General features: G+C 60.1%; 24 protein-coding genes and 2 pseudogenes. 10 read left to right on the top strand and 16 right to left on the bottom strand.

Annotated elements, in window-relative coordinates; genetic code table 11:
- Positions 1-38 precede the first annotated feature (38 nt).
- Positions 39-588, top strand: a pseudogene (locus CCGE525_RS06640) (DUF1214 domain-containing protein).
- Positions 581-1,129, top strand: coding sequence for a DUF1254 domain-containing protein (locus CCGE525_RS06635; RefSeq protein ID WP_120703596.1), 549 nt, complete (start codon positions 581-583; stop codon positions 1,127-1,129). The pseudogene CCGE525_RS06640 and the gene CCGE525_RS06635 overlap by 8 nt, the downstream one beginning before the upstream one ends.
- 146 nt (positions 1,130-1,275) lie before the next feature.
- On the opposite strand, the gene CCGE525_RS38240 is transcribed toward CCGE525_RS06635, so the two are convergent.
- Positions 1,276-1,431, bottom strand: coding sequence for a hypothetical protein (locus tag CCGE525_RS38240; RefSeq protein ID WP_162950135.1), 156 nt, complete (start codon positions 1,429-1,431; stop codon positions 1,276-1,278).
- Between the two features lie 536 nt (positions 1,432-1,967).
- On the opposite strand from CCGE525_RS38240, the gene CCGE525_RS06625 reads away from it, so the two are divergent.
- The 3 genes from CCGE525_RS06625 (at position 1,968) to CCGE525_RS06615 (ending at position 4,300) form a co-directional block, all read left to right on the top strand.
- Positions 1,968-2,174, top strand: coding sequence for a hypothetical protein (locus CCGE525_RS06625; protein ID WP_120703594.1), 207 nt, complete (start codon positions 1,968-1,970; stop codon positions 2,172-2,174).
- A 477-nt stretch (positions 2,175-2,651) separates the two neighbouring features.
- Entirely contained in the window at positions 2,652-3,683 is a 1,032-nt protein-coding gene (locus CCGE525_RS06620) for a DUF2336 domain-containing protein (protein ID WP_205587435.1), read from the top strand.
- A gap of 95 nt (positions 3,684-3,778) precedes the next feature.
- Positions 3,779-4,300, top strand: coding sequence for a GFA family protein (locus tag CCGE525_RS06615; RefSeq protein ID WP_120706294.1), 522 nt, complete (start codon positions 3,779-3,781; stop codon positions 4,298-4,300).
- A 19-nt stretch (positions 4,301-4,319) separates the two neighbouring features.
- On the opposite strand, the gene CCGE525_RS06610 is transcribed toward CCGE525_RS06615, so the two are convergent.
- The 3 genes and pseudogenes from CCGE525_RS06610 to CCGE525_RS06600 all read right to left on the bottom strand — a co-directional run bounded on the left by CCGE525_RS06610 (position 4,320) and on the right by CCGE525_RS06600 (position 7,296).
- Complete coding sequence (locus CCGE525_RS06610) at positions 4,320-4,676, bottom strand: DUF1491 family protein (RefSeq protein WP_120706293.1); 357 nt, start codon at positions 4,674-4,676, stop codon at positions 4,320-4,322.
- A gap of 49 nt (positions 4,677-4,725) precedes the next feature.
- A pseudogene (locus CCGE525_RS06605) lies at positions 4,726-5,789 on the bottom strand (peptidoglycan-binding domain-containing protein).
- Positions 5,761-7,296 (bottom strand): sensor histidine kinase, encoded by a 1,536-nt coding sequence (locus CCGE525_RS06600; RefSeq protein ID WP_205587434.1) that lies wholly within the window; start codon positions 7,294-7,296, stop codon positions 5,761-5,763. The pseudogene CCGE525_RS06605 and the gene CCGE525_RS06600 overlap by 29 nt, the downstream one beginning before the upstream one ends.
- A 470-nt stretch (positions 7,297-7,766) precedes the next feature.
- Here CCGE525_RS06600 and CCGE525_RS06595 point away from each other — a divergent pair, with 470 nt between their 5' ends.
- Both CCGE525_RS06595 and CCGE525_RS06590 read left to right on the top strand, forming a co-directional pair.
- Positions 7,767-8,240 carry a DUF5330 domain-containing protein gene (locus CCGE525_RS06595; RefSeq protein ID WP_120703591.1) on the top strand — a complete coding sequence of 158 codons (474 nt, stop codon included), beginning with the start codon at positions 7,767-7,769 and terminating at the stop codon, positions 8,238-8,240.
- Between the two features lie 133 nt (positions 8,241-8,373).
- Complete coding sequence (locus CCGE525_RS06590; protein ID WP_120706292.1) at positions 8,374-8,796, top strand: SufE family protein; 423 nt, start codon at positions 8,374-8,376, stop codon at positions 8,794-8,796.
- A gap of 81 nt (positions 8,797-8,877) precedes the next feature.
- Here the strand turns inward: CCGE525_RS06590 and CCGE525_RS06585 are convergent, their stop codons facing one another.
- The 10 genes from CCGE525_RS06585 to CCGE525_RS06540 all read right to left on the bottom strand — a co-directional run bounded on the left by CCGE525_RS06585 (position 8,878) and on the right by CCGE525_RS06540 (position 17,632).
- Positions 8,878-9,309, bottom strand: coding sequence for a Ros/MucR family transcriptional regulator (locus tag CCGE525_RS06585; protein ID WP_104822432.1), 432 nt, complete (start codon positions 9,307-9,309; stop codon positions 8,878-8,880).
- A 532-nt stretch (positions 9,310-9,841) separates the two neighbouring features.
- Positions 9,842-10,204, bottom strand: coding sequence for a monovalent cation/H(+) antiporter subunit G (gene mnhG / locus CCGE525_RS06580; RefSeq protein WP_120703590.1), 363 nt, complete (start codon positions 10,202-10,204; stop codon positions 9,842-9,844).
- A complete protein-coding gene (locus CCGE525_RS06575; RefSeq protein WP_120703589.1) occupies positions 10,204-10,575 on the bottom strand; it encodes a cation:proton antiporter in 372 nt (123 codons plus the stop codon). The genes mnhG and CCGE525_RS06575 overlap by 1 nt, the downstream gene beginning before the upstream one ends.
- Complete coding sequence (locus CCGE525_RS06570; RefSeq protein ID WP_120703588.1) at positions 10,572-11,045, bottom strand: Na+/H+ antiporter subunit E; 474 nt, start codon at positions 11,043-11,045, stop codon at positions 10,572-10,574. Before CCGE525_RS06570 ends, CCGE525_RS06575 begins: the two co-directional genes overlap by 4 nt.
- A complete protein-coding gene (locus CCGE525_RS06565) occupies positions 11,042-12,607 on the bottom strand; it encodes a Na+/H+ antiporter subunit D (RefSeq protein WP_120703587.1) in 1,566 nt (521 codons plus the stop codon). Before CCGE525_RS06565 ends, CCGE525_RS06570 begins: the two co-directional genes overlap by 4 nt.
- Before the next feature lie 4 nt (positions 12,608-12,611).
- Complete coding sequence (locus tag CCGE525_RS06560) at positions 12,612-12,989, bottom strand: Na+/H+ antiporter subunit C (RefSeq protein WP_120703586.1); 378 nt, start codon at positions 12,987-12,989, stop codon at positions 12,612-12,614.
- Positions 12,989-13,408 (bottom strand): Na+/H+ antiporter subunit B, encoded by a 420-nt coding sequence (locus tag CCGE525_RS06555; protein WP_120703585.1) that lies wholly within the window; start codon positions 13,406-13,408, stop codon positions 12,989-12,991. Before CCGE525_RS06555 ends, CCGE525_RS06560 begins: the two co-directional genes overlap by 1 nt.
- Complete coding sequence (locus CCGE525_RS06550; RefSeq protein WP_120703584.1) at positions 13,405-15,780, bottom strand: putative monovalent cation/H+ antiporter subunit A; 2,376 nt, start codon at positions 15,778-15,780, stop codon at positions 13,405-13,407. The genes CCGE525_RS06555 and CCGE525_RS06550 overlap by 4 nt, the downstream gene beginning before the upstream one ends.
- Positions 15,781-15,942: 162 nt before the next feature.
- Entirely contained in the window at positions 15,943-17,025 is a 1,083-nt protein-coding gene (locus CCGE525_RS06545; RefSeq protein ID WP_120703583.1) for an NAD(P)/FAD-dependent oxidoreductase, read from the bottom strand.
- A 100-nt stretch (positions 17,026-17,125) separates the two neighbouring features.
- Positions 17,126-17,632, bottom strand: coding sequence for a GNAT family N-acetyltransferase (locus CCGE525_RS06540; RefSeq protein WP_120703582.1), 507 nt, complete (start codon positions 17,630-17,632; stop codon positions 17,126-17,128).
- 205 nt (positions 17,633-17,837) lie between these two features.
- Between CCGE525_RS06540 and CCGE525_RS06535 the strand changes: the two genes are divergently transcribed.
- On the top strand, positions 17,838-18,353 hold the full coding sequence (locus CCGE525_RS06535) for a hypothetical protein (RefSeq protein WP_120703581.1): 516 nt from the start codon (positions 17,838-17,840) through the stop codon (positions 18,351-18,353).
- Here CCGE525_RS06535 and trhA read toward each other — a convergent pair.
- Positions 18,328-18,996 (bottom strand): PAQR family membrane homeostasis protein TrhA, encoded by a 669-nt coding sequence (trhA, locus tag CCGE525_RS06530; RefSeq protein WP_120703580.1) that lies wholly within the window; start codon positions 18,994-18,996, stop codon positions 18,328-18,330. The genes CCGE525_RS06535 and trhA overlap by 26 nt on opposite strands.
- Before the next feature lie 329 nt (positions 18,997-19,325).
- On the opposite strand from trhA, the gene CCGE525_RS06525 reads away from it, so the two are divergent.
- Together CCGE525_RS06525 and CCGE525_RS06520 are read left to right on the top strand one after the other, a co-directional pair.
- Entirely contained in the window at positions 19,326-20,192 is an 867-nt protein-coding gene (locus CCGE525_RS06525) for a VOC family protein (protein WP_120703579.1), read from the top strand.
- A gap of 103 nt (positions 20,193-20,295) precedes the next feature.
- Positions 20,296-21,468: an AI-2E family transporter gene (locus tag CCGE525_RS06520; RefSeq protein WP_120703578.1), complete on the top strand. Its 1,173-nt coding sequence runs from the start codon at positions 20,296-20,298 to the stop codon at positions 21,466-21,468.
- A gap of 64 nt (positions 21,469-21,532) precedes the next feature.
- Here CCGE525_RS06520 and CCGE525_RS06515 read toward each other — a convergent pair whose 3' ends face one another.
- Positions 21,533-22,327 (bottom strand): polysaccharide deacetylase family protein, encoded by a 795-nt coding sequence (locus tag CCGE525_RS06515; protein WP_120703577.1) that lies wholly within the window; start codon positions 22,325-22,327, stop codon positions 21,533-21,535.
- Positions 22,328-22,341: the final 14 nt, after the last annotated feature.

The following is a 22,341-nucleotide window of genomic DNA, read 5'->3' as shown; positions in this document are numbered from 1 at the left end:
AGAGTGTTCCGGTTCCCCTTCTTGTCGCGCTTTCGCTTTTGATCGCCTTCGGCGGGGGATCCTATTCACGCTTTTTGCGCTGGACGCGACCTCCGGTTTCGGTGCGATCAAGCTCGGCGCCTGGCAGGCATTTCCGGAAATGCACACGGTCGACGCCGACCCCTATGCGAAATCGCATCGCGCCCGCGCCGGGCGATTGCTTTATGGCAGCGCGGAGGGGCTGGCATTTACCGCCTCCGATGACGATTCCGGCGCGCCGTTGACAGCGGGCTGCAGCTATCGCATCAGCGGCCAAACACCCCCAGCGCGGCTATGGACCCTGTTCATCGCGGGCACTGACGGCGAACCGATCGACGCATCTCCCGGCCGGCCATCTGCGCTCAATTCCTGGTTGTGCTGCGCAATCCGGATTCGAGCTTCACCATCACCGTTTCGCCGGACGCGCAGGCAGGCAATTGGCTGGCGCTACCGGCCTCCGGCAGCTTCCGTCTGGTGTGGACGCTGCTGGATTCGCCTGCAGCCGGCAATTCCGGCCTCATCGATCTGTCCATGCCGAAGCTCGAGAAAATCGGGTGCGGCCATGTTTAGATTCGTCTTCACCATCCTGACCGGCGTACTTGGTGCCGCGCTGCTGCATGTCATCATCATCCTCGCCCTGCCGCATTTTTCCGACCGCGACGCCTATACCCGCGTCGAGGACGAAGGCGACGAAAACCATTTCTACACGCTGGACGACAGGGATGACGACGCAGGGCTTTCCAACAACGATCCCTATATCCGCACCGCTGTCTGCGCCTTCGACATCGGAACCCAGCCGATCCGTCTGACAGCCAGGGGAAAGGTGCCGTTCTGGTCTCTATCGGTCTATGACGCCGCGTCGAACGAGGTATTCAGCATGAGCGACCGGACCTCGGTCGGCGGCGTGCTGGATTTGCTGATCGCTTCGCCGATCCAGCTCACGGGAATCCGCAAGGCATTGCCGCCATCACTTGCACAATCGATCCTGGTAGAGGCTCCACGCGCGGAGGGTTATGTCGTGCTGCGCACGATGGCACCTCAGGGCAGTTTTGATGATGCCGCCCGGGATTTCCTGTCGGGAGCCGGATGCGATGTGTTCGGCGGACAGTGAGATTTAGCTGAAAAGCTGGAGGCTGGGTCTGATGCGAATAGGTGGGCCGACCTCACCAATATCGCGGCTCACGCCACGATACTGAAAACGCCTGAACGGCATGACGCCGGCGCATCTCGCCGGCATCGTGCCGGACTATTTGCCCTTCACCCGCTTCGGCCCCGTTCCGGGCGATGGGAACTGACGTCAAGGCGCTCGTAGCGCACGCCGGTGAACAGAAGAATCTTCGCCTCGACCGGCTCCTTCTGGGCCCGCGGCGGCAACTGTGACCTTCGGTCCAACAGGGATATGATCTCTGCCATTCTCGTCTCCATTTGCGGCCCGAGACGGATGAACTTGCGACTAATTTCACCCTGCCCGCGATCCGAAGCGGGCTGGCGCTCCCTCCGGTCCTCGCCGCCTCCTGCGGCTCCGACAAAAGGGCATTCACGCCATTCTCACGGCATTCCTCAGACACCGTGACATGGACGCCCAACTGTGGCGGCCATGCGAACAATCATGCGACTAAGCTCTGCAAATCGCTGTTTTCACCCGAATTGAGACATACTGTAGTTAACAGAATGCTAAGCATCGCCGCGCCTCACTTGGGCTCTCCCCAAGCTTTCGCGGCACCGTGAACATCTAACGCTGAGAGGGCAGATTTGGTTTCATATGCGATGTAAAAAACTCAAGACTCATTTTAGCCATAAAACATCGCGAAATCATATTCTTAGGCACAGAAAAGCCATTATTTGCGATTCGTCAGGAAAGCCCACGCGTTGCAGAAAAGTGTCACGCAAATATTATTTGCGGCAACGAAAATTTAACGTATTGTATCGGGCGCAACAGAGGGCGGGCAATGTCTGCGACGGCCAATTCCTTCTTCTCCCCAGAGGACGTTACCGTCCTGCGCGGTGCGCTGGACAAATGGTGCCTGGAGAAGCGGATCGACATCAAAAGCACCGAGGCCCAGTTCGCCGCAACGGCCGCGATTGGCCTGTTTCAGTCCGGATACAACACCTCCGAAAAGCTGCTGGCGGCCCTGCGAGAGCATAAAGGGCTCTGAATTCCCGATGCTTCGGGCCGACCTCTCTCCTCCTCAGAGAAATTAGGCCTCGGCCCCTCGAAGTTCTTTCCTCCACACAATTTCTCCTGCCCTCGCCTGGAGGGTAAACCGTCAAAGCTCTTATAAGTTGAACGAGATGGTCGGCGCGTCGCGGCGAGACGGTTTCCACGATCATTGAGCGCCCGCAGGCACAGCCGATCCGGCGAAATTTCTCCCGCTTTTCCGGCGCAAGCTTAACGCGCAATTTTTATTTGGATTTTAATAAAGTTTTCACCAACCGTTAACCCTGCGCCCCTTACTCTCCCGGAAAAGCCAGATCAGGACGACCGTGTCCACGCCCGTTTCGACAGCCACCGCCCATAGCGCCCGTATGAACCAGAGCGCGATCCGGCTCGGCCAGAGAAAGACGCAGCGCCGCACGGATTTGCCGATCGGGCTCCCGTCTTTTTTGTTTCGCGTATCAGTATGGGTGTTGGCGTGCGTGATCGGTTTCGAGACCTTGAAGAGCCTGCGACTGTCCGCAAGAAAGATGTGGTTCTGATGGCGACGGTCACCAGTTTCGAGGGCCTGCCCCATCCGTCGAAATCGGAGCTTCGCCAATTTGCCGAGCTCTTCACTCCCCTCTTCCAGGCCTCGTCCGACGAGGCGAAACGCCAGGCGGTCGCGGCGCTCTCGCAATGCCCGACGGTGCCTCCGGCCGTCTCCCTCTTCATCGGCTGCCAGCCGATTGGCATCGCCGCTCCGTTTCTCACGAGTTCGCAAGCGATCGACGACGACACACTAATCACCATCGCCCGCACGCAGGGTGCCGCGCATGCGAAAGCGATCGTCCGCCGCCCGTCGCTGTCTCCCAAAGTCATCGACGCCCTTGTCAGCCTGCATCAGGCCGAGCCGGAGCGCGGCATGACCATATCGGAGACCTTGATGGACGTCTCCGCTTCGACCGCAAAATTCGAACCGAGCGCGGCGGATGCCGATGCCGAGCGGCTCGCCCGCGAGGAAGCCCTCCGGCAGAAGATCAAGCAGATCGCCCGCCATCTCGGCCGGAACGATGGTGATCGTTTGGGTTTGCGCAGTCTTTCAGACGTGCAGGAAGCGTTGCTGGTGCGTTTCGCCCGTGAGCGCGAGGCGCAGCAATTCGCCACGACGCTCGCCGATGCGCTCTCCTCCAGCCGCTGGCTTGCCGAGCGCATTATGATCGACACGTCCGGCCAGCAACTCGCGGTAACGCTGGTCAGCCTCGGCATGGGCTTCGCCGACGCCGTCTATGCGTTGGAACGCTTCTATCCGCATTTGGCCGAACAGCACGGCAGCGTCAGCCGCGCCTGGCTGGTGCTCGACAGCATCGATGCCGAGGAAAGTCAGGCCCGCGTCGAAGCCTGGCGCCGCGCCGACAGCTACACCTATCTGCCGCCGGAACAGAAGCCCGCGCCGCGCCCCGGTGCGCCGCTTTTCGGCAACAAGGCAAGTCCGATCCGCGAATTGCGTGTCGTCAGCCGGTCACGTTGACTTACTCCACGCGTTCTTGACGTGTCACCCCTTCCCGTTACATGGTTGGATCGCAGCCTGATCGCCAGTTTGCCGATCTTTGCACGGACGAAGACATGATCGATGATGCGACTGCCTATTCGTTGACCGGTGGCTGCCAATGCGGCGCTATTCGCTTCGCCTGCGACCTTCCGCCCCAAAACGTGCATGTGTGCCACTGCCGAATGTGCCAGAAAGCGGTCGGCGGGCCGTTTGCCGTAATCTGTCCGGTCATGAAGACTGCGTTTCGGGTGACGCGGGGCGCGTTTTCCTGGTTTCAGAGTTCCGCCCTGGCGCAACGCGGGTTTTGCAAGGATTGCGGCACGCCAATGATTTTTGAATATCCCGAATTCGAGGACATAGGCATCCTCGCGGGAACCTTCGACCAGCCCGATCGGGTGCCGCCGGTTGTTCAATACGGCAACGAGAGCAGGGTCTCGTGGTATTTCCGCTTGCATGAACTCCCGGGAGATCATTCCACCTATGCGGTTGATCCGAATGGATACTTACCCCGCATCATCGCGTCGAACCGACAGCATCCCGACCATGACACCAGCGAGTGGCCGCAAGGTACAGGCTCAACGGATCGCCTGCCTTAGTTGCTGGGAGGTCTCTTTGTCATAGAGGATTGCTGCGCTGCTCGGCCACAGGCACGATATCGCCTATGTCGTCCGTCTCCAGCTCGATGATCCAGAGATCGGGATCGAATTTCAGCTCGCGGTCCAGCGTTTGTCTGATCTCTTCCGGCTCCCTGCGATCCAAACGGACTTCGAATAGGCGCGTTCCGCTCTCCTCTTCATCGAAGAAGCTTTGTGGGGCGGGGGCATAGAGTGTTTCCAGCCCGTCGCGAAAACGCTGACGAATGAAGATCGCGCCGGCCTCCTCCGCGCCCTTGTGTTCGACAGCGGCGAAATCGCCGCGGGCGAAAAGACGGCGGGTCAAGGCGGAAACGAAGATGTCGCTGCGCAATCTCATCGCAGAGCTATAACGGCCGGTTGAGAGCGAAGCAACCAAGGGAGGAAAATCAAAGCGCGCCGATATCCTGCAGTTTCTTCAGGACCGCCATATCGGGCTCACCGGTTTCCGGCAGCCGGTAGTGCTTCTGAAACCGGCGGATGGCGGCCTTGGTCTGTTCGCCTGCAACGCCGTCGACGCTGACATTGCTATAGGCGATATTGCTCAGGCCCTTCTGGATCTGCATCACCATGTTGACGGTGTTGACCGCGTCGCTTGGCGCACTCTTGGACGCAGCGCTCGTCTTGAGATCTTTCTCGGCGCTCCGAATGGCGGCTGCGACGGGATCAATGGCGGAAGCGTTGGCCGAGACATTGACAGGCCGGTCCGCCGGAACCGCAGCGGCGGTTGTCTTGCTTGCGCCGTGGGCGCCCGTGCCGGCATCGCTGGCCTTCAACGCAGCCAGCAGCTCCGGGCTTGCCACGCCAGTCTGCGCCAGTCCGGACGCCTCCTGGAAGAACAGGATGGCGGCTGTCGTGCGCGATCCGATGACACCGTCCGCAGTGCCATCATAAAGGCCGTGGCGGATGAGCTCGGCCTGCACGTCAGCGACCAGTTTCGATGGCGCTGCGGATGCGGCCGGTGTTTGCGTTGCCGGCAGGCTGGCGGTTTGAACCGTTTCGGCGGGTACGGCCGCCTGCTGGCTGGACGCGGTCGCATTCGCTGCTGCCGAGTCCTGCCGCTCTATTCGGAAGGTGGTGACGTTGCCGGCATCGGCTTGCTGCGCATGCAGGAAGGGCTTGCGGCCCGGGATCTGATAGGGAGACTTGGGATCGCGCGTGCGCAGCAGCGGCGCCGGGTGCGTGCCTGTCTGATACCAGAGCGCATTGGTCGTGACGAAGCCGAAAACTGCGAAAAGATGGCCACACCGCCGGCGATCGCCGGATGTCGGCCGACTGCACTGCCGAACACGCCGGCCAACGCACCCACACCGCGCACACCGAGGCCACCCAGTGCTCCAGCACCGCGCAGGCCGAGGCTGCCAACGGCAACCGCCCCTCGGGAAGCAAGGCCGGGCTGCTTGCGCCGACCCCTGCCCTTTCCCTTAGGCGATTTTCGCTTTTGCGGGGCCATTCACCTCTTCCTCTTTTCGCTTCTCAGTCATCTCCAGATCATGTTTCAGACGTGGCGGAAAATCGACCGGGCGGCTGACATCCACAGGCGGCTGTATCGCCACAGCGCCGGAACCGTCGAAAGGGATAAGGATCGTTATGGCCGTGCCTTCGCCCGGCGCGCTGGCGATGGCAAAGCTGCCGCCATGCAGCGCCACCAGCCCCTTGACCAGCGACAAGCCAAGCCCGGTGCCGGCATAGCGGCGGGTATAATCGTTCTGGATCTGCACGAAAGGCTGACCCAGCGAGGCGAGGCGTTCGCTGGCGATGCCGATGCCGGTGTCGCTGACCGAGAGCTTCAGCATTCCATCGGTCATTGCCGCATCGATGGTGACGGCGCCGCCGGCATCGGTGAACTTGATGGCATTGCCGACGAGGTTGATGAGAATTTGTTGGATGGCGCGCTGGTCGGCGACGATATCGCCGAGGCCGCGCTGCACGCGGCTCGCCAATGTCAGTCCTTTTTCCTTTGCCTGCAGAGCCAACATGGCTTCGCAAGCACCGATGGAGGCTTCAATCGGGAAAGGCTCGAGCAAGAGTTCGTAGCGGCCAGCTTCGATCTTGCTCATATCAAGCATGGTGTTGACGACCGAGAGCAGATGCGCGCCGGACTGCCGGATCAGACCGACATATTCGCGCTGGCGATTGTTCTCGAGCTTGCCGAAATATTCGCCGCTGAGGATATCGGAAAAGCCGAGGATGGCATTGAGCGGCGTGCGCAGCTCATGGCTGACGGCGGCGAGGAAGCGCGACTTGGCATCATTGGCCGATTCCGCTTCCGCGGCCTTGCGGGCGGCCTCCTCGCGAAGCTGCTGATCGTAGGAAATATCGCGCGATTGGCTCACGATCGCGGTCAACCGGCCTTCACTGTCACGCCGCGCACTCATTTCCATGCGGATATGGACGAACTGGTCGTTACCCTCGACAACGGCCGAGCGTTCCAAACGCAAATCGACGCCAAGGGCATCGCGGCCCTGGCGAAGCGTATCGACGGCCTGCAGGAAGAGGATGCGGTCGGAGACATGCACCTGCTCGACAAAGCCGCGGCCGGAGGGGTCGCGCATCCAGTTCAGGAACTCGGCGCGGTCGCGGCCACCTGCGGCGGTGACGTTACCCTGCGGATCAAACAGAAGCACGAGACCACATGCCGCCTCCAGCATCAGATCACGATGTTCGACAACGACGGCCTCGACTGGCCCGCAGGCAGGGCGCTGGCGCGACAGAGCAATGCTGCCGACGGCGGAAAACAGAAAAGCGGCGCAGACGGTGGCGACCCCAACCGGTAATGCCACGGCGGGGCTGGTGATGAAGGAGAGCCCCGTCGGAACAACGACAAGAGCCGCGGACGAGGCGAGCGCGAGCCGGCGCAGGATCGCCAATTCCTGTCCACGGACCTCGCCATTCCCGCTTGTCCGGGAAAGCCAGCTTCCGCCTGCCCGGTCCACGAAGGCTCCAGCCCTGCCAGCCATGTTACTCAATACGCGCACACCAAAACCCGTACAAACGGTCACTTATTCAACCGCACAATAGGCCTTGGCGACTTAAGGAAAGAATAAAGAACGGACGCGCAGATCGGCCGAAAAAGCCCGAAAATCTCGTTTTGGCGCACCTCGCGAGACCTTTGACTTTTGTGGTTAACAGCGGGTAAGCAGCGGATTTTATTTAGATTCCGTCACACGTTAACCTTTTGGCCGAGGTCGATGTCCGCAAGTCCCAGGATATCAGGCAGATCGGCCGAGACATACTTAACAGCAATCGCTACAATTCTATGCAAATACGCTCGAAATGCCGAAAGCTACAATTTGAATCAAATTTGCCGAAAATACATCCAAGTTTTGAAAAGCGATGTTTTCCTCTGCCGAGATAGGGTCTGAGCAACATCAGATAGACAAGTTCGAATCGGCGACAAGACCGAGCGACATAGAGGATGGGCAAGGCAATGTGGTTTCTCATTAGAGCAGGGTTCTGGTTTTCGCTGGTTCTCATGTTCCTGCCGATTTTCGCCAAGCCAGAGGGCGCTCCACGGTCGGCCGACGAGCCGAAGGTACAGGTTTCCGACGCGCTGTCGGCCGCGACCGGTGTCGTGCAATATGTCGGCGCCATGTGCACGGAAAAGCCCGAGGTCTGCCTGAAAGGCGGCGAAACGCTCACCGCGCTCAGCTATCAGGCCCGCGACGGCGCCCGCGTCGCCTACGATCTCCTGGGCCAGCATTTTAAGAACGACAAGTCGGGCGAGCAGGCCCCGGCCGTGCAGGCCGCGTCGGCCACCGTCAGCCGCGAACAGGCGGCAGCCGAAGCACAACCGATGCCCGCCAAGCGCACGATCAACAACGAGACTGCCGATGCGGTCGTTACCGGCACGGTCAAGCTGCCGTCTTATATTCCGGTGCCGCTGCCGAAGCCGCGCACCTGATCCCCACTTTCATCGATGCCCCCCCTTTATGCGCCGTGAGCTTGCCATCGCTCACGGCGTTCTTTTTTGTCATGGGTTCAAATCACCGACCATTTCCCCTATATCCAGAGAAATAGACAATTGGACCGGCATGATGGCGACGCTTGAGCAGATCATTGAGGATTTCTCCTTCCTGGACGACTGGGAGGATCGCTATCGCTATGTGATCGAGCTTGGCAAGGCGCTGCCGGATCTGCCGGAAGAGAAGCGCACGCTGGAAAACAAAGTGCAGGGCTGTGCTAGCCAGGTTTGGCTCGTTACCCACACCGCCGGCGACCCGGAAAATCCGATACTGACCTTCGAAGGCGATTCGGATGCGCATATCGTGCGCGGCCTGGTGGCCATCGTGCTCGCCACTTATTCCGGGAAGCCCGCCTCCGAGATTGCCGCACTCGATGCTCTCGACGTCTTCGGCAAGATCGGCCTCGTCGAACATCTTTCCTCGCAGCGCGCCAACGGCTTGCGCTCGATGATCAAGCGTATTCGCGAAGAGGCGAGAGTACGGGCGACGGCATAGATTTTTGCCGCGGGACTACGACAAAAAAACCCGGCTCGAGAGCCGGGTTTTTTGTCGATAGCATCGCCGGGTTCGGTAACTTTAGCGGCTACCGCGCTTGCGGCGCTGGCCGAGACCCATTTCCTTCGCGAGACGCGAACGGGCTTCGGCGTAGGCGGGCGCAACCATCGGGTAGTCGGCCGCCAGATCCCACTTCTCACGGTATTCTTCAGGCGAAAGACTATGATGGGTCATCAGGTGGCGCTTCAACGACTTGAAGCTGCCGCCGCATTCCAGGCAGGTAATCTGATCGTCCTGCACCGATTTACGAACGGATACGGCCGGCTTCTGCTTTTCCACCACGGTGACGGCAGGAGCCGGAGCCGAGGTGTTGCTCAAGGCGGAATGTACGTCGGAAATCAGATTCGGAAGGTCGCTGACCGGGACTACATGATTGCTGACGTAAGCCGCCACGATGTCGGCGGTTAGCTCAACCAGCAAATCCTGGCCATTGCCAAGGGCCGTATCTGTCATTTTGTTCTCCTGTTCATCGGCTTGCCCACTGCCCCGCGCCCCCATTGGAGGACGCAAACACAGCATTGCTTTAACGTTTTCGCATGTTCCTTTCGAAAACCTTTCGGCTTCCCAGGATACGCGATGGACACTCCGCGTGAACGGCTTTGTCCATATTCGTAGCAGCGATCAGCAAAAAACGGGGCATTTCATGCCATATTGCCCGCGACACAAAATCCACCCTAGACTTTGTACGACGAAACCCGTTCTTATACCGCCTGATGTAGAATCAGCGACGACGGAGGTAGGTCCGCCAATCCTTAACCGGAAGAAAGTTTTACCCGCCGTTCTTCAAAAGAAAGATCAAAACATTGGGCGCTTAAAGCCGGCTGAGACTAACTCAACATCAAAACTCTACTTGAATCTGGATTACCACTCTTTATCCAAATGTCCAGTTTTAATTCTATCATTTCTTTGTAAAATTCTCATCTATTAAAAATAGGTAACTAACGGGCAGAATTTGTATTCACTTTTCTAGCAATCCACACGTTTGTTAGCTTTTCATTTTGAAAGAACGTCGCTTGATCTCGTCCCTTAAGAGATCGTCGCGCACCGAAGGTGGAGTCAGTCGTTGGCCGGCCTTGTGGGCGGCGCGTGCTAAAAGATGGGCCGAAATCGGCGCGGTCAGAACGAAGAACAAAAAACCGGCCAGCGCCCGCGCCAATATCGGTAGATCCTGTGAATGAACACCAACCGCAAGTAGCAATAGACCAGAACCGACAGTGCCGGCCTTCGAAGCTGCGTGCATGCGGCTATAGAGATCCGGTAGGCGAACGATGCCGATCGACGCGACCAGCGAAAACAAAGCGCCCGCCAAGAGCAGAAAAGCGACGACGATAGCGGCGACCAGTTCCATTACCGCCCTCCTTTCCTGCGTCGACCGCTTTTGCGTATCTTTTTTCCATCACCCGCCTCGCTCAGCAGCGAAGGCGGCTGTTCGGCATGCCCCGACACGCCGTGGGTGAGAATGAACCGGGCAAAGGCGACGGTGGCAAGGAAGCCGACGAGACCGAGCGAAATAGCGATGTCGATATAGAGCGTGAAGCCGGTCTTGATAGCAATGACGGCGATGAAGCCGATGGCGACAGCCACCAGCATGTCGAGCGCCAGTACCCGGTCCGGCAAGGTCGGACCGATCACCACGCGGAACACGGTGAGCAGGAAGGCCAGGCTGAGAATGGCGAGCGACACCATGGCGGCGGCCGAAACGATGGAAGCGGCCATCATCGGAAAGCCTCCATGATTCGGCGCTCGAAACCGTCGGCAATGCTGCGTTTCACCGCCTCGGGGTCAGAGCAGTCGAGCGCGTGTACGTAGAGCGTCTTGCGGTCGTCGGAAACGTCGACGGAGAGCGTGCCGGGCGTCAGCGTGATGAGATTGGCGAGCAGGGTAATCTCGAAATCGCGGTCGACGGTCAGCGGAAAGGCAAAGATGCCGGGCTTCACATCCATATTCGGGCTCATGACGGTCACTGCGACAGCCCATGCAGATTTGGCGAGTTCGCGCAGGAACAGGAGCAGCAGTGTCAGAATCCGCCTGACGCGCTCGAGGTACAACACGCCGCCATGGGACTCGCGCACCGTTGCCAAGGCGAGCGCCGACAGGACAAAACCAAAGACGAGATTGAAGAAGGAGGCGCTGCCGGTGATGGCGACCCAGACAATGGCGAGCAGCAGGTTGAAGACGAACAGGATCATTGTGTCCCCGCCCCTCCCGGAAAGACCGAATACAGATAGGCCGAAGGATCATCGAGACCTGCGGCGGCAAGTTGCGTCAGATGCAAGAGCCGTTCGGGAAACAGACCAAAGCCTATGACCAAAGCTGCGAGGGCGGCCAGCGGCAAGTGGGCCTGCCATGCGATCGGCTGTGGCGCGGCAGCGTCCTGCGCCGATTTTGGCCGCCAATAGGCGAGGAGAAAGATGCGGCCAAAGACGATGGTGGTGAGAAAGCCCGTCAACAGGATCGCAGCCGCGATCCACCAGGCGCCCATGTCGAGAGCCGCCTTTACCAGGATGACCTTGGGCCAGAAGCCGGAAAACGGCGGCAGGCCGCAGGCGGCGAAAAACAGCACCAGTGAGAGGCCGGCGAACCAGCCGCTCTGCCGATAAAGCCCGCCGAGAGCGGCAAGTGAAAAGCTGCCACCGAGCCGAGCCGCTTGGCCTGCCAGCAGGTAGAGCGCCGTCATCAGCACCATTGAATGCAGTGCATAGAAGATCGCACCGCTTAGGCCGCTGGCGCTGCCGAGCGCGACGCCTGCCAGTATCGTGCCGATGCCGGAAATGACGACATAGCCGAGCAGACGGCGGACATCGCTTTCGCCGAGCGCACCGAGCGCGCCGGCAAGCATGGTGGCGACGGCAACGATCGCGGTGATCGGACCGAGCCCGGCGCGCTCGATCGGAAATAGCATGACCAGGACCCTGATCAGCGCATAAATGCCGACCTTGGTGAGCAGGCCGGCGAAAAGCGCTGAAACGGTGATACGCGGCGTGTGGTAGGACGCGGGCAGCCAGAAATTGACGGGGAAGGCTGCGGCCTTCATCCCGAAAGCGAGGAGAAACAGGCCGGCAAGCGTCATCAGCGGCGCAGCGTTGCCGGGTACCCTCGCCTTCATCGCGATATCGGCCATGTTGAGCGTGCCGAAGACGGCATAAAGGTAGCCGACGGAAACGAGAAACAGCGTCGTGGCGATCAGGTTCAGCACCGCATATTTCAAGGCGCCGTCGATCTGCTCACGTTCCGAACCGAGGATCAGCAGGCCGAAGGAGGAAATCAGCAGCACTTCGAACCAGACGTAGAGGTTGAAGATGTCTCCGGTCAGAAATGCGCCGCTCACTCCCGCAAGCAGCAGCATGAGAAACGGAAAGAAGCCGTAGCGGCGGCCGCTGGTCGTAATCTCGCCGAGTGCATGGAGGCTCGCGGCCAGAGCCACGATTGCCGCCGCTAGCGCCATGATCGCGCCTAAGAGATCGACGCTGAAGGCGATGCCGAAGGGCGGCAGCCAGCGGCCCATGACCATGGTCAAAGGCCCCTCATTGGCGACCTTATAAAGCAGAGCCGCATCGATCAGCACCAATAGCGCCAAGCCGGGGACGGCGATCCAGCCGTGCATAGCGGTGCGGTCGCGCAGCATCATCAGAATCGCGCCGAGACCGATGCACAGGGCCACCGGCAGGATCACCAGCCAATGATCGACCTGCATCGGCGCTGTCACCAGCGCAGCGGAAAGATCGGCAGCAGTGTTGCTCGGCGCCGCCATGCTGCTAATACCCCAGTGGCGGCACCGGCCGCTCTTCCGGTTCCGCTATCCGCATCTTGCCAGTATTGTCGGTCTTCAGATCCTGATAGGCCCGATAGGTCAGCACCAGCAGGAAGGCGAGGAAGGAGAAGGAAATGACGATAGCCGTCAGGATCAAGGCCTGCGGCAGAGGATTGGCCGCGTCCGCATTGAGCGTATCGGCGCCGGCAGGAATGATCGGCGGCACTTCGCGCGTCACCCGGCCGGCGGTAAAAAGCAGCAGGTTGACGGCGTTTCCGAGGATTGCGATGCCGAGCATGATGCGGATCGAAAATTTCGACAGCATCAGGTAGATCGCGGCGGCGAAGAACAGGCCGACCAGCGTCGCGAAGACAGCCTCCATCACTCCACCTCCCGCTCTTCGAGCGCCAACGCGATCGAGGTGATGGCGCCGACGACAACCAGATAGACGCCGGCGTCGAACAGCATGACGCTGGAGAGCGGCACCTCGACGCCAAAGAGATGCGGATAGATCCAAAGCCCGGTCATAAAGGGCACACCGGAGAAGACCGATAACAGTCCGGCAACCGTCGATGCCAGCAGTCCAAAACCGGCAATAGCCAGCGGATGAAAGATGATGGCGCGGCGCACCGCCGTCACACCGCAGGCGATGCCGTAGATCGCCAGCGCGGAAGCTGCGACCAACCCGCCGATGAAGCCTCCGCCGGGCTCATTATGGCCGCGCAGCAGCACGAAGACGGAGAAGAGCAGCATCAAGGCGGTCAGGAAAGGCGCGGCGGTACGGAAGATGACAGTGTTCATGGACGCTCGACCTCCATCGCCTCTTCCACGTCGGGGTCGTTGGCCGCAAGTTTGCGTTCACCGCCGGCGCGAATGCGGATCAGCGCCAGGATGGCGAGACCGGTGATCGTGACGACGGCGATTTCGCCGAGCGTGTCCGTACCGCGGAAATCGACGATGATCACGTTCACGACATTGGCGCCGTGAGCAATCAGCTTGGAATAATGGCTGAAGAACGCCGTCAGCGTCAGGTCGAAGGGCTCCTGCGTGGCTTTCAGGAGCAGCAATCCGAAACCGAGGCCGCAGGCGATGGCGAGCGCTGCATGCGAAAGCATCTGCAATGGCGGACGGTGATCGGCGGTCGATAGGCGCAGTCGCGTCATCACTAGCGCCAGGATGACGACGGAGAGCGTCTCGACCATGAACTGCGTGAAGGACAGATCCGGCGCGCCGAAGAGCAGGAAGATGACGGCGACGGCAAAGCCCTGAATGCCGAGCGAAACGATCGCCGTCAGCCGGTCGCGGGCCGTAACGACCGCAGCAAGGCCGATGACGGCGATGAGGAAAATCGCCGCCTCATGCCATTGCATGTTGGGCCGGGAGGGAATGGCCGGCAGCTCGCCGTAAAGCACCGGTGGCACCAGCAGCATTGCGGCAAGGCAAAGGAATGTAACGGTGACATAAATCTCCAGCCGACCCGGCTGCAGAAACCGGGAGACGGCATGCGACAAGCGCACCAGCCCCGAGATGAAGGCATCGAAGCCGTGATCCGGTCCTGGGCCGAGTTTGCGCAGCACCACCGCCATCAAAAAGCGGGCGCTATCGAGTTTCCAGTAGACGAGGACGCCGATCAGCACGGTTAACGCGGATAGCGCTAACGGCATGCCGAAGTGCGGAACGAGCGAGATCGATATCTCCATTCCTTTGCCGCTCACGGCGCTTGCCATCGGCGATGATACATAGGCGTGCCAAAAGCCGGAGACCATGGCTGCGGCTAGCCCGAGAATGGCAAGCACAACTGGACCGAGCCAGAGCAGCGGCGGCGCCTCATGCGGATGTCTCGGCGTCTCGACCCGCGCGCCGATAAAGGGCTTCAGCGCAACGGCGAAGGCGACGGCGAACATCAGCGCGCTACCGGCAATCGCAACGATCGTCAGGACGATCGGCCAGGGAGAGGCTTGAGCCAACGCAGCAGCGATCTCCTCCTTGGCCAGGAAGCCGAAGGCCGGCGGCAGGCCACCCATCGAGATCGCCGCCGCCAGCGCCGCCGCAAACGTCAACGGCATGGCGGTGCGCAATCCGCCGAGACGGGTAATGTCGCGCGTGCCTGTCTCATGATCCACTATGCCGGCGACCATGAACAGCGCGCCTTTGAACAGCGAATGTGCTACCAGATAGAGCACGGCCGCCTCGACCGCATCGTCAGAACCGAAGCCGGTGAGCAACACCAGCAAGCCGAGAGAGGAGACCGTAGTATAGGCGAGCTTCAGCTTCAGATCGGTTTGGCGGATGGCGAGCAGCGTCCCGACCAGCAGTGTCATGCCACCGAAAACCGGCAGGATCATCTCCCAGGCCATTGTGCCGCCCATCACCGGGTTGAGCCTCATCAAGAGGTAAACACCGGCCTTCACCATCGTTGCGGAATGCAGATAGGCCGATACGGGCGTCGGCGCCTCCATGGCGTTCGGCAGCCAGAAATGAAAAGGAAACTGCGCGGACTTGGTAAAGGCGCCGCCGAGTATCAGGATCAGCGCAGCGAGATAGAGCGGGCTTTCGCGCAGCGCTCCGCCGGCCCTCAACAGGCCGGACATGTCCGCGGCACCGGTTATCTGCCAGATCAGCAATAGGCCCGCGAGCAGCAGCAGCCCTCCCCCACCGGTGACGACGAGCGCCTGCAAGGCAGCACGCCGGGCGGCCTCGCGCTGATGATCGAAACCGATCAGCAGGAAAGAGGTGATCGAGGTCAACTCCCAGAAAACGAACAGAGTGAGGAAACTGTCCGACACGACGAGGCCGAGCATCGAGCCCATGAACAGGAAGATAAAGGAAAAAAAGCGTCCCTGGTCAGCATGCCCCTTCAGGTAACCGCCAGAATAAAGCACGATCAGCGTGCCAATGCCGGTGATCAGCAGCGCAAATGTGAGTGACAAACCATCGAGCAGCCAGGAAAAGCGCAAGTTCAGGCTCGGCACCCACTCGAAGCCGTCCTGGACACTATGTCCGGCGGCGATGTCAGGAAGAAAACCAGCGAAATGCAGAAAGGCGAGTGCGGGGAAAAGCGCCAACGGCCAAGCCGCATTATGACCGAGATGGCGGACGGCGGCCGGCGCGATCATCGCACCGAGAAAGGGCAAACACAAAGCCAGGAATGTCAGGCCGGTGACACTGGCCATGTCTTCTCCCTGCTGAAGGATCGCTTGGAATCCGGCAAAGCCGAAAGTCTATCATTGGGATAGGCTAAAGGCTGGATTGCCTCAAGCCCTGCGCGAGAAAAACCGGAGGGTAAACCACTGGAATCATTTTCTGGCATTACGGCCGGGAAATAAGCCGGCACATCAGCTGCCGGGAAAAGCACCCACGCTAAATCCGGGCACAAGGGTGGATCGCTGTCCCTCGATAATCTCTTCCATCGCCAGCCGGCCGAGCAAGGGTGCCAGAATGATGCCGGGGTGGGCAACGGCAACATAGATACCGTCGGCGCCCGGAAGGAAGCCAAGCCTCGGAAACCCGTCGGCAAAGACCGGACGATAGCCAATGACTGCCCGCTGCAGTTCGACACCGTCCGGCAAAGCGAGCTTTCGTCTCATCACATCCAGCACGCGATGTCCGATAGCCACCGGCCCGTTCTCTTCGGAATCGCCCCTGCAGCTTGCGGCTGAGAGCAGCGAATGGTCGGGCCGCTGGCGAACTTCCAAATCCGGTCCGCGGAGAATGTGATTCAGGAAGGGTCGGTCGCAGGAATATTGCAGCAGCACCGCGGGCGAGCTCTCGACGCCGATAGCCAGTCCGAACGGCGAGATCAGCGTGTCGATCGACGTACCGGTGGCCAGGACCACGACATCAGCCGAAACGGCTTGCTCTGCCGTCCGAACACCGGTGATCCGACCGTCGGATGTTTCGAGAGAGATAATCTTCTGATCGAAATCCGCCTGGGCCCCAAAAGCGATCGCGGCGTGCACAAATGTCTGCGTGAGCAGCGTCGGATCCAGCGCCAGATCGTCCGGAGAGAAGGCCGCGCATTCCGGCACTTCACGAAGCTCCGGCTCCCACCAGGCGACCGTCTTGGCGTCGACCAGTTCGACCGCCGCGCCCGCAGCCTGATGCTCCTGCACCAACGCCTGCGTCTCCGCGGCCGTCGCATGCCAGACTAGCGAACCGGACCGCGCGTGCCGCAGGGCCTCCGGAAGGGCCACCTTCAAACGTTGATATTCGCTGATCGCCTCGCGCCAGATACGGTAATTTCCATAATTCGCGGTTGGTTCACCGTTGATGAGATTGACCCAGCCGAATGCCTTGCCGGTGACGCCCGCGGCTGGCGCCAGACCTTCATCGAACAAATGCACCCGCGCTCCGCGGCGTGCCAGATGATAGGCAATCGATGCCCCGACAATCCCTGCGCCGACGACGGCTATCTGCATTTTCGGAGGATGCAACGGAGGATACCCGCGATGAAAATCACGATTCAGATCTACCGTTGCTTGGATAGCGCCCGGGTATGACGCGGGAATGACTGGCCAGCTAGGCTGTTATGCGCAGTTCCATGCAAGTCAGATCCAGCCAGCGACCGAACTTGGTACCAACTTCCGAAAACTGGCCGACGATGCGGAAACCGAGCTTTTCATGCAAGCGGATAGAGGTGGTATTGCCGGTCTCGATGGCGGCGATCATGACATGGACATTGCCTCCGGCAGCGCGGGCGACGAGCTCGCGCAGCAAGTCTTCGCCGATACCGAGACCGCGGTGGTCCTTGTCGACATAGACGGAGTTTTCGACCGTATGGCGGTAGCCGTCGAAGGCGCGCCAATCGCCGTAGGAGGCATAGCCCGCCACCTTGCCGCCCTTGGCCGCGACGATGACCGGAAAGCCCTTGGCCTTGCGCGCCTTGAACCATTCCAGGCGGTTATCGACGTCGACCAGCGTATCGTTCCAAATCGCGGTCGTGTGCACCACGGCGTGGTTATAGATCTCGCAAATCGCAGGCAGATCAGCCTCGGTGGCATCGCGAAGCAAAACGGCTTGGTCCATAATCGCATTGTCCAATTGTTTTAAAATGCGATGGCGGCATACTCCGCGATATGGATGAAGTAAATCCGCCATTCCTGCATGGCTCGCAATGAAACGGTAACGAATCCAAGCTATTTTATTATCATTCTCAGAATCACTATGGAATTTTTGCTGAAAAATGCGCTATTCCTAGCTGGTTTGCAGATCCCGCCTCCCGGAAACCGCAATGCTCGCCCGCCTGACTGCCCTCCTCCTCATTTCCTTCGCGCCGGCGCAGGCCGCCGACTGGTGGTCCTATGAGAATGCGCGGTTCGGCTATGCGATTGAATTGCCGTCGGAATTCCGGCTTTCGGCCCGCCCCGATAATGGCGACGGACTGACCTTGACACCGGCCGATCAATCGGCCCGGCTACTGGTTTTCGGCACCAATATCCTCGATGGCGACTTTTCGACGGAAGCGAATACTCGCATGGCGCTTGCCAAGGATGATGGCTGGCAGATCTCCTATTCGAAATCGACGTCGCATGGCATCAGCTTCTCGGGCACAAGGCAGGGCCGCATCGTCTACGTGCGCGGCGTGGCCCTCTGCAACGGCGCGGCCGCGTTCTTCCAAATGGATTATCCGAAGGCGACCATGCAGCGCTACGACGCCGTCGTCATGCGACTTGTGCGCAGCCTGCATTCGACGCAGAAATGTACGTCGACGACCCAGATCGTCAAAAGCTTTCCGGTGACAGGCTGAAACAGGTCAACACAGCCGAATAATGCACGGCGGCAGCGGCAATGACGAAGCCGTGCCAGATGGCGTTCTGGAAGCGCAGTTTCTCCCAGACATGGAAGATCACGCCAAGCGAATAAATGACGCCCCCGATCAGGATCAGCAGCATCGACGCGAACGGTATATACAAGGAAACGTCCTTGGCCACCAACACGCCACTCCAGCCCATGGCGAGATAAAGCAGGAGCGCCAGCCGGTCGTACCGCCCCGGAAAAACGCATTTCAGTATGATGCCGAAGGCGGCGAAGACCCAGATAGCGATCAGCATGGCAAAGAGCAGCGGATCCTCGGCGCCGCGCTGCAGGAACGGTGTGTAGGTGGCGGCTATGAGCACGAAAATGGCGGAATGATCGAAACGCCGCAGAAACCACTTTGTCTTCGACACCGGCCAAAGATTGTAGGCAAAGGACATGGCCAGCGTCAGGACGAGGCCGACGCCATAGATCCAGGCTGCGGCAATCTCGCCATAGGAGCTCCACACCGTCGCATAGAAGATCAACACGGTCGCGCCGATGAGAGCAAAGACTACGCCGACACCGTTGACGATGCTGTCGACGATCACTTCATATCGGTCATAAGCCCAACGGACGCCTCTGAACTCGGCCATGCCTATGTGTTCCAATTGGTCGGCGCTCGGTTCGATCGTCGCATCTCACAGGGATGGAGGCAACCAAGTGAGAGGGGCATATAGGTAAATCTTCGTTAACAGCGAGAGGACGCCGACAAGACTTCTGTCAATAAATAGCGAACGCTCAATCTGCAATTTCTGGCCTTCTGTGAACAATCAATATCCGCCATATCTAAACTCAAGTACAGTAGGCCAGAGGATCCAAAGAGACACATCAACCGGCGAAAACTCTCAGGCCTGCCATCGGCGGTGTTTTCAGCCGCCCACGCCGGTTGCTCTTTTTTACAACATTGAGGTTGGAACACTCCATGACCGAAACCGCTCTCTCCTACGCGCTGACGCGCCCCGCCTATGTCGGCCAATCGCACCTTGTCGTCACCGACCTGCCGGTGGTGTCACGCTTTTATCAGGACGTGCTGGGCCTGAAGGTCGTCGAGAAGACTGCGAGCGGTGAGATACTGGGCGTCGCCGGCCAGCCGCTACTGACGCTGACGACCGATCGTGCGGCTCAGCGCGCGCCGCAGACGGCAGCCGGCCTGTTCCACAACGCCTTCCTGATGACCGATCGCGTCGAGCTTGCGCGTTGGCTGCGGCATGCGGCGCATAATGGCGTCGCGGTCGAAGGCGCGTCCGACCATATCGTCAGCGAGGCGATCTATCTTTCCGACCCCGAGGGCAATGGCATCGAGATTTACGCGGACCGGCCACATGAACAGTGGAAATTCGATAGCGACGGCACGGTCGAGATGGCGACACTGAGGCTCGACCTGCAGAAACTTTACGAAAGCGCGCCGCAGGATCGCTGGGACGGCATGGCCGAAGGTTCGGCGATCGGCCATATCCATTTGCGGGTCGGCGATGTCGCGGAGGCGAATTCCTTCTATCGCGATGTGCTGGGAATGAAAGTGATGGCGGCGCGCTATCCCGGCGCGACTTTCCTCGCAACCGGCGGCTATCATCATCATCTCGGCGCCAACACCTGGAACAGCCGCGGCGCCGGTGTCCGTTCCGAACATATGACCGGCCTTTCCGACTACACTCTTCGTTTCAACGATAAGGACGCGCTCGACAAGGCGATCGCCGCACTCGACGCCCACGAGATCAAAACGGAAAAGCGCGACGGCGGCGTCTCGCTGCGCGATCCCTGGGGCATCGGGCTGAATTTGATCGGCTGATCGCGTATCCCCCGACTTACGATGTCGAAGGCCCGGCCCGGAACCAGGACGGGCCTTTCGCGTTTGCATACCGAGGCAATCGGGTTTCGGGAACTTGTCCGGGATGGATATCGCCAATGGCATACGCAAACAGACGCGCAGATCGACGATAGCGCGCGAAGGGCGTTCCAGTGCCTGGGTGCATGCGTTGCGGGCTGACACTGAACAAATGGACAATGCCGCGCCCGCAAGCACCGTTGAGAAGGATGGGCTGGATATCGCGTCCGCCTGGGCCGTCATCGGCATCTTCCTCGTCCTGGCGCTGGCGGGCGTCTACATGATGTCGATCATCCTCATCCCCGTGACGCTGGCCGTCGTCGTCGGCATGATCCTCGGGCTGGTTGCGGAAAAGCTCAGCAAGCTCGGCGTGCCGCGCGTCCTCAACGCCGTCCTGCTGTCATCAGCGGTGGCGTTGGTCATCTTCCTGATCATCAATTCGCTCGCCGGGCCGATGGCGACGCTCGCGAAGGAAGGGCCCGACGTTTTCCAGCGCACCGTCGATCGGCTGATGCCCTATCTCGAGCAGGTCAAATGGTTGCACATCACACCGCAAACTTTTGAAAGCGGACCGATGTCGATCAGTGTGCTGCTCGAAAATGCCGGCAACGTGCTGCATGTTCTCGCCAACAGTCTGACGCCCGCCATCGTCCAAGGCCTGGTCTTTTTTGCGGCGCTGCTGCTGTTTCTTGCCGGTCGCATCAGCCTGCGCAAAACGATCATCATGACTTTCTCCACTAGAACATCGCGGCTGACGGCGATCCGCGTCATCAACGCAGTGGAGCAACTGCTCGGCTTCTACTTTGCGACGGCCGCGCTGATCTATGCCGGCCTCGGCGTCGCGATGACGGCCATCGTCTACATCAGCGGTATGAGCGTGCCGATCCTCTGGGGCGTCTTTGCCTTTCTCTCCAGCTTCATTCCCTTCGTCGGCATCACAACGATAACGGCGGCGCTGGCGATCGCCGGCATCATTACCCATGACGATATCGTTTTCGGTCTCGCCCCCGCCATCGCCTTCTTCTCCATCCATCTCACCGTGGAAAACCTAGTTTTCCCAGCGGTCATGGGCCGGCAATGGGAACTCAATCCCTTCGTCGTCTTCCTTGCCATAATCTTCTGGACGTGGATGTGGGGCGCGGTCGGCGCCATGCTCGCCCTGCCGCTATCGCTGATCGTCATGACGGTGACCAACGAGCTTTTCTTCGACGAAAAGGTGCAGCCCCAATTGCCTGAGTGAGAACGTCGGCTAAAGGCAGTTGTCGCTTGACGAACGCCAATCCCAGTAGAGCATTCAGCCCGGCTCAGTTCGTCGTATCGTCGTCGCCCTGCTCAGGGATATCCTGCAGGCGGACGAACTGTACGCCCTTGGCCTTCAACGCCAAAATGCTTGCGGCCACCCCTTCGCCCGCGGCATGGGTCGGTTGGTTGATGTGAGAGATGATGACATCGCCATCCTTGGCAGCGGCATACTGCTTTTCCACCATCTTGGCCGGCAGCAGAGAGCCGCTGTCGCCGTTTACCGAATAACCGGCGATGCGGTAGCCCATACCGCGAATCTGAGCGATGGCCGAGAGGCTATATTTCGCCGTCGCGCCCCGAAACCAGTGCGGCTGCGGAATGCCGGCGGCAATCATGGCGTCAGCGCCGCCTTTGACTTCCTGTGCCACCGCCTGCGGTGAGCCTGCAGCGGGAATGCCAAAGACCTTGGTCGGGATATCGACCGCCGGAATATGGTTCTGGCCGTGATCCTCAAGTTCGAAGATGTCGGGATGAGCGAGGAAGACGGCAAGCGTTTCCGGGTTGCTCCGCAGCCAGCGGGCAGTGACGAAGATCGTCGCCGGGATATGCTGGTCGACCAATGTGCTGAGGATACGCGGATCGGTCTTGCCCATGCAGGCATCAAAGGTCAGGGCAATGCGCGGCGAGCCCTTGCCGGCACGATTGACGTGCAGATGGGGCTCAACCAGCTTGACGTTTGAAACCGGTGCCTTCGGCGGAAGCTGCGGCCAGACAGCCGGCTGCGCTGCGGGTTCGGCGGCAAAGGCTGCCGGAACAGCGGCGAGCACGAATGCGGACATCAGCAGAAAGCGGTTCATCAGGCAGCCACCGG

Origin of the sequence: Rhizobium jaguaris, assembly GCF_003627755.1 — a bacterium.
GTDB classification, from domain to species: Bacteria; Pseudomonadota; Alphaproteobacteria; order Rhizobiales; family Rhizobiaceae; genus Rhizobium; species Rhizobium jaguaris.
Note: the sequence above shows the minus strand (reverse complement) of the source record. Positions and strands in the feature narration are given on the sequence as shown.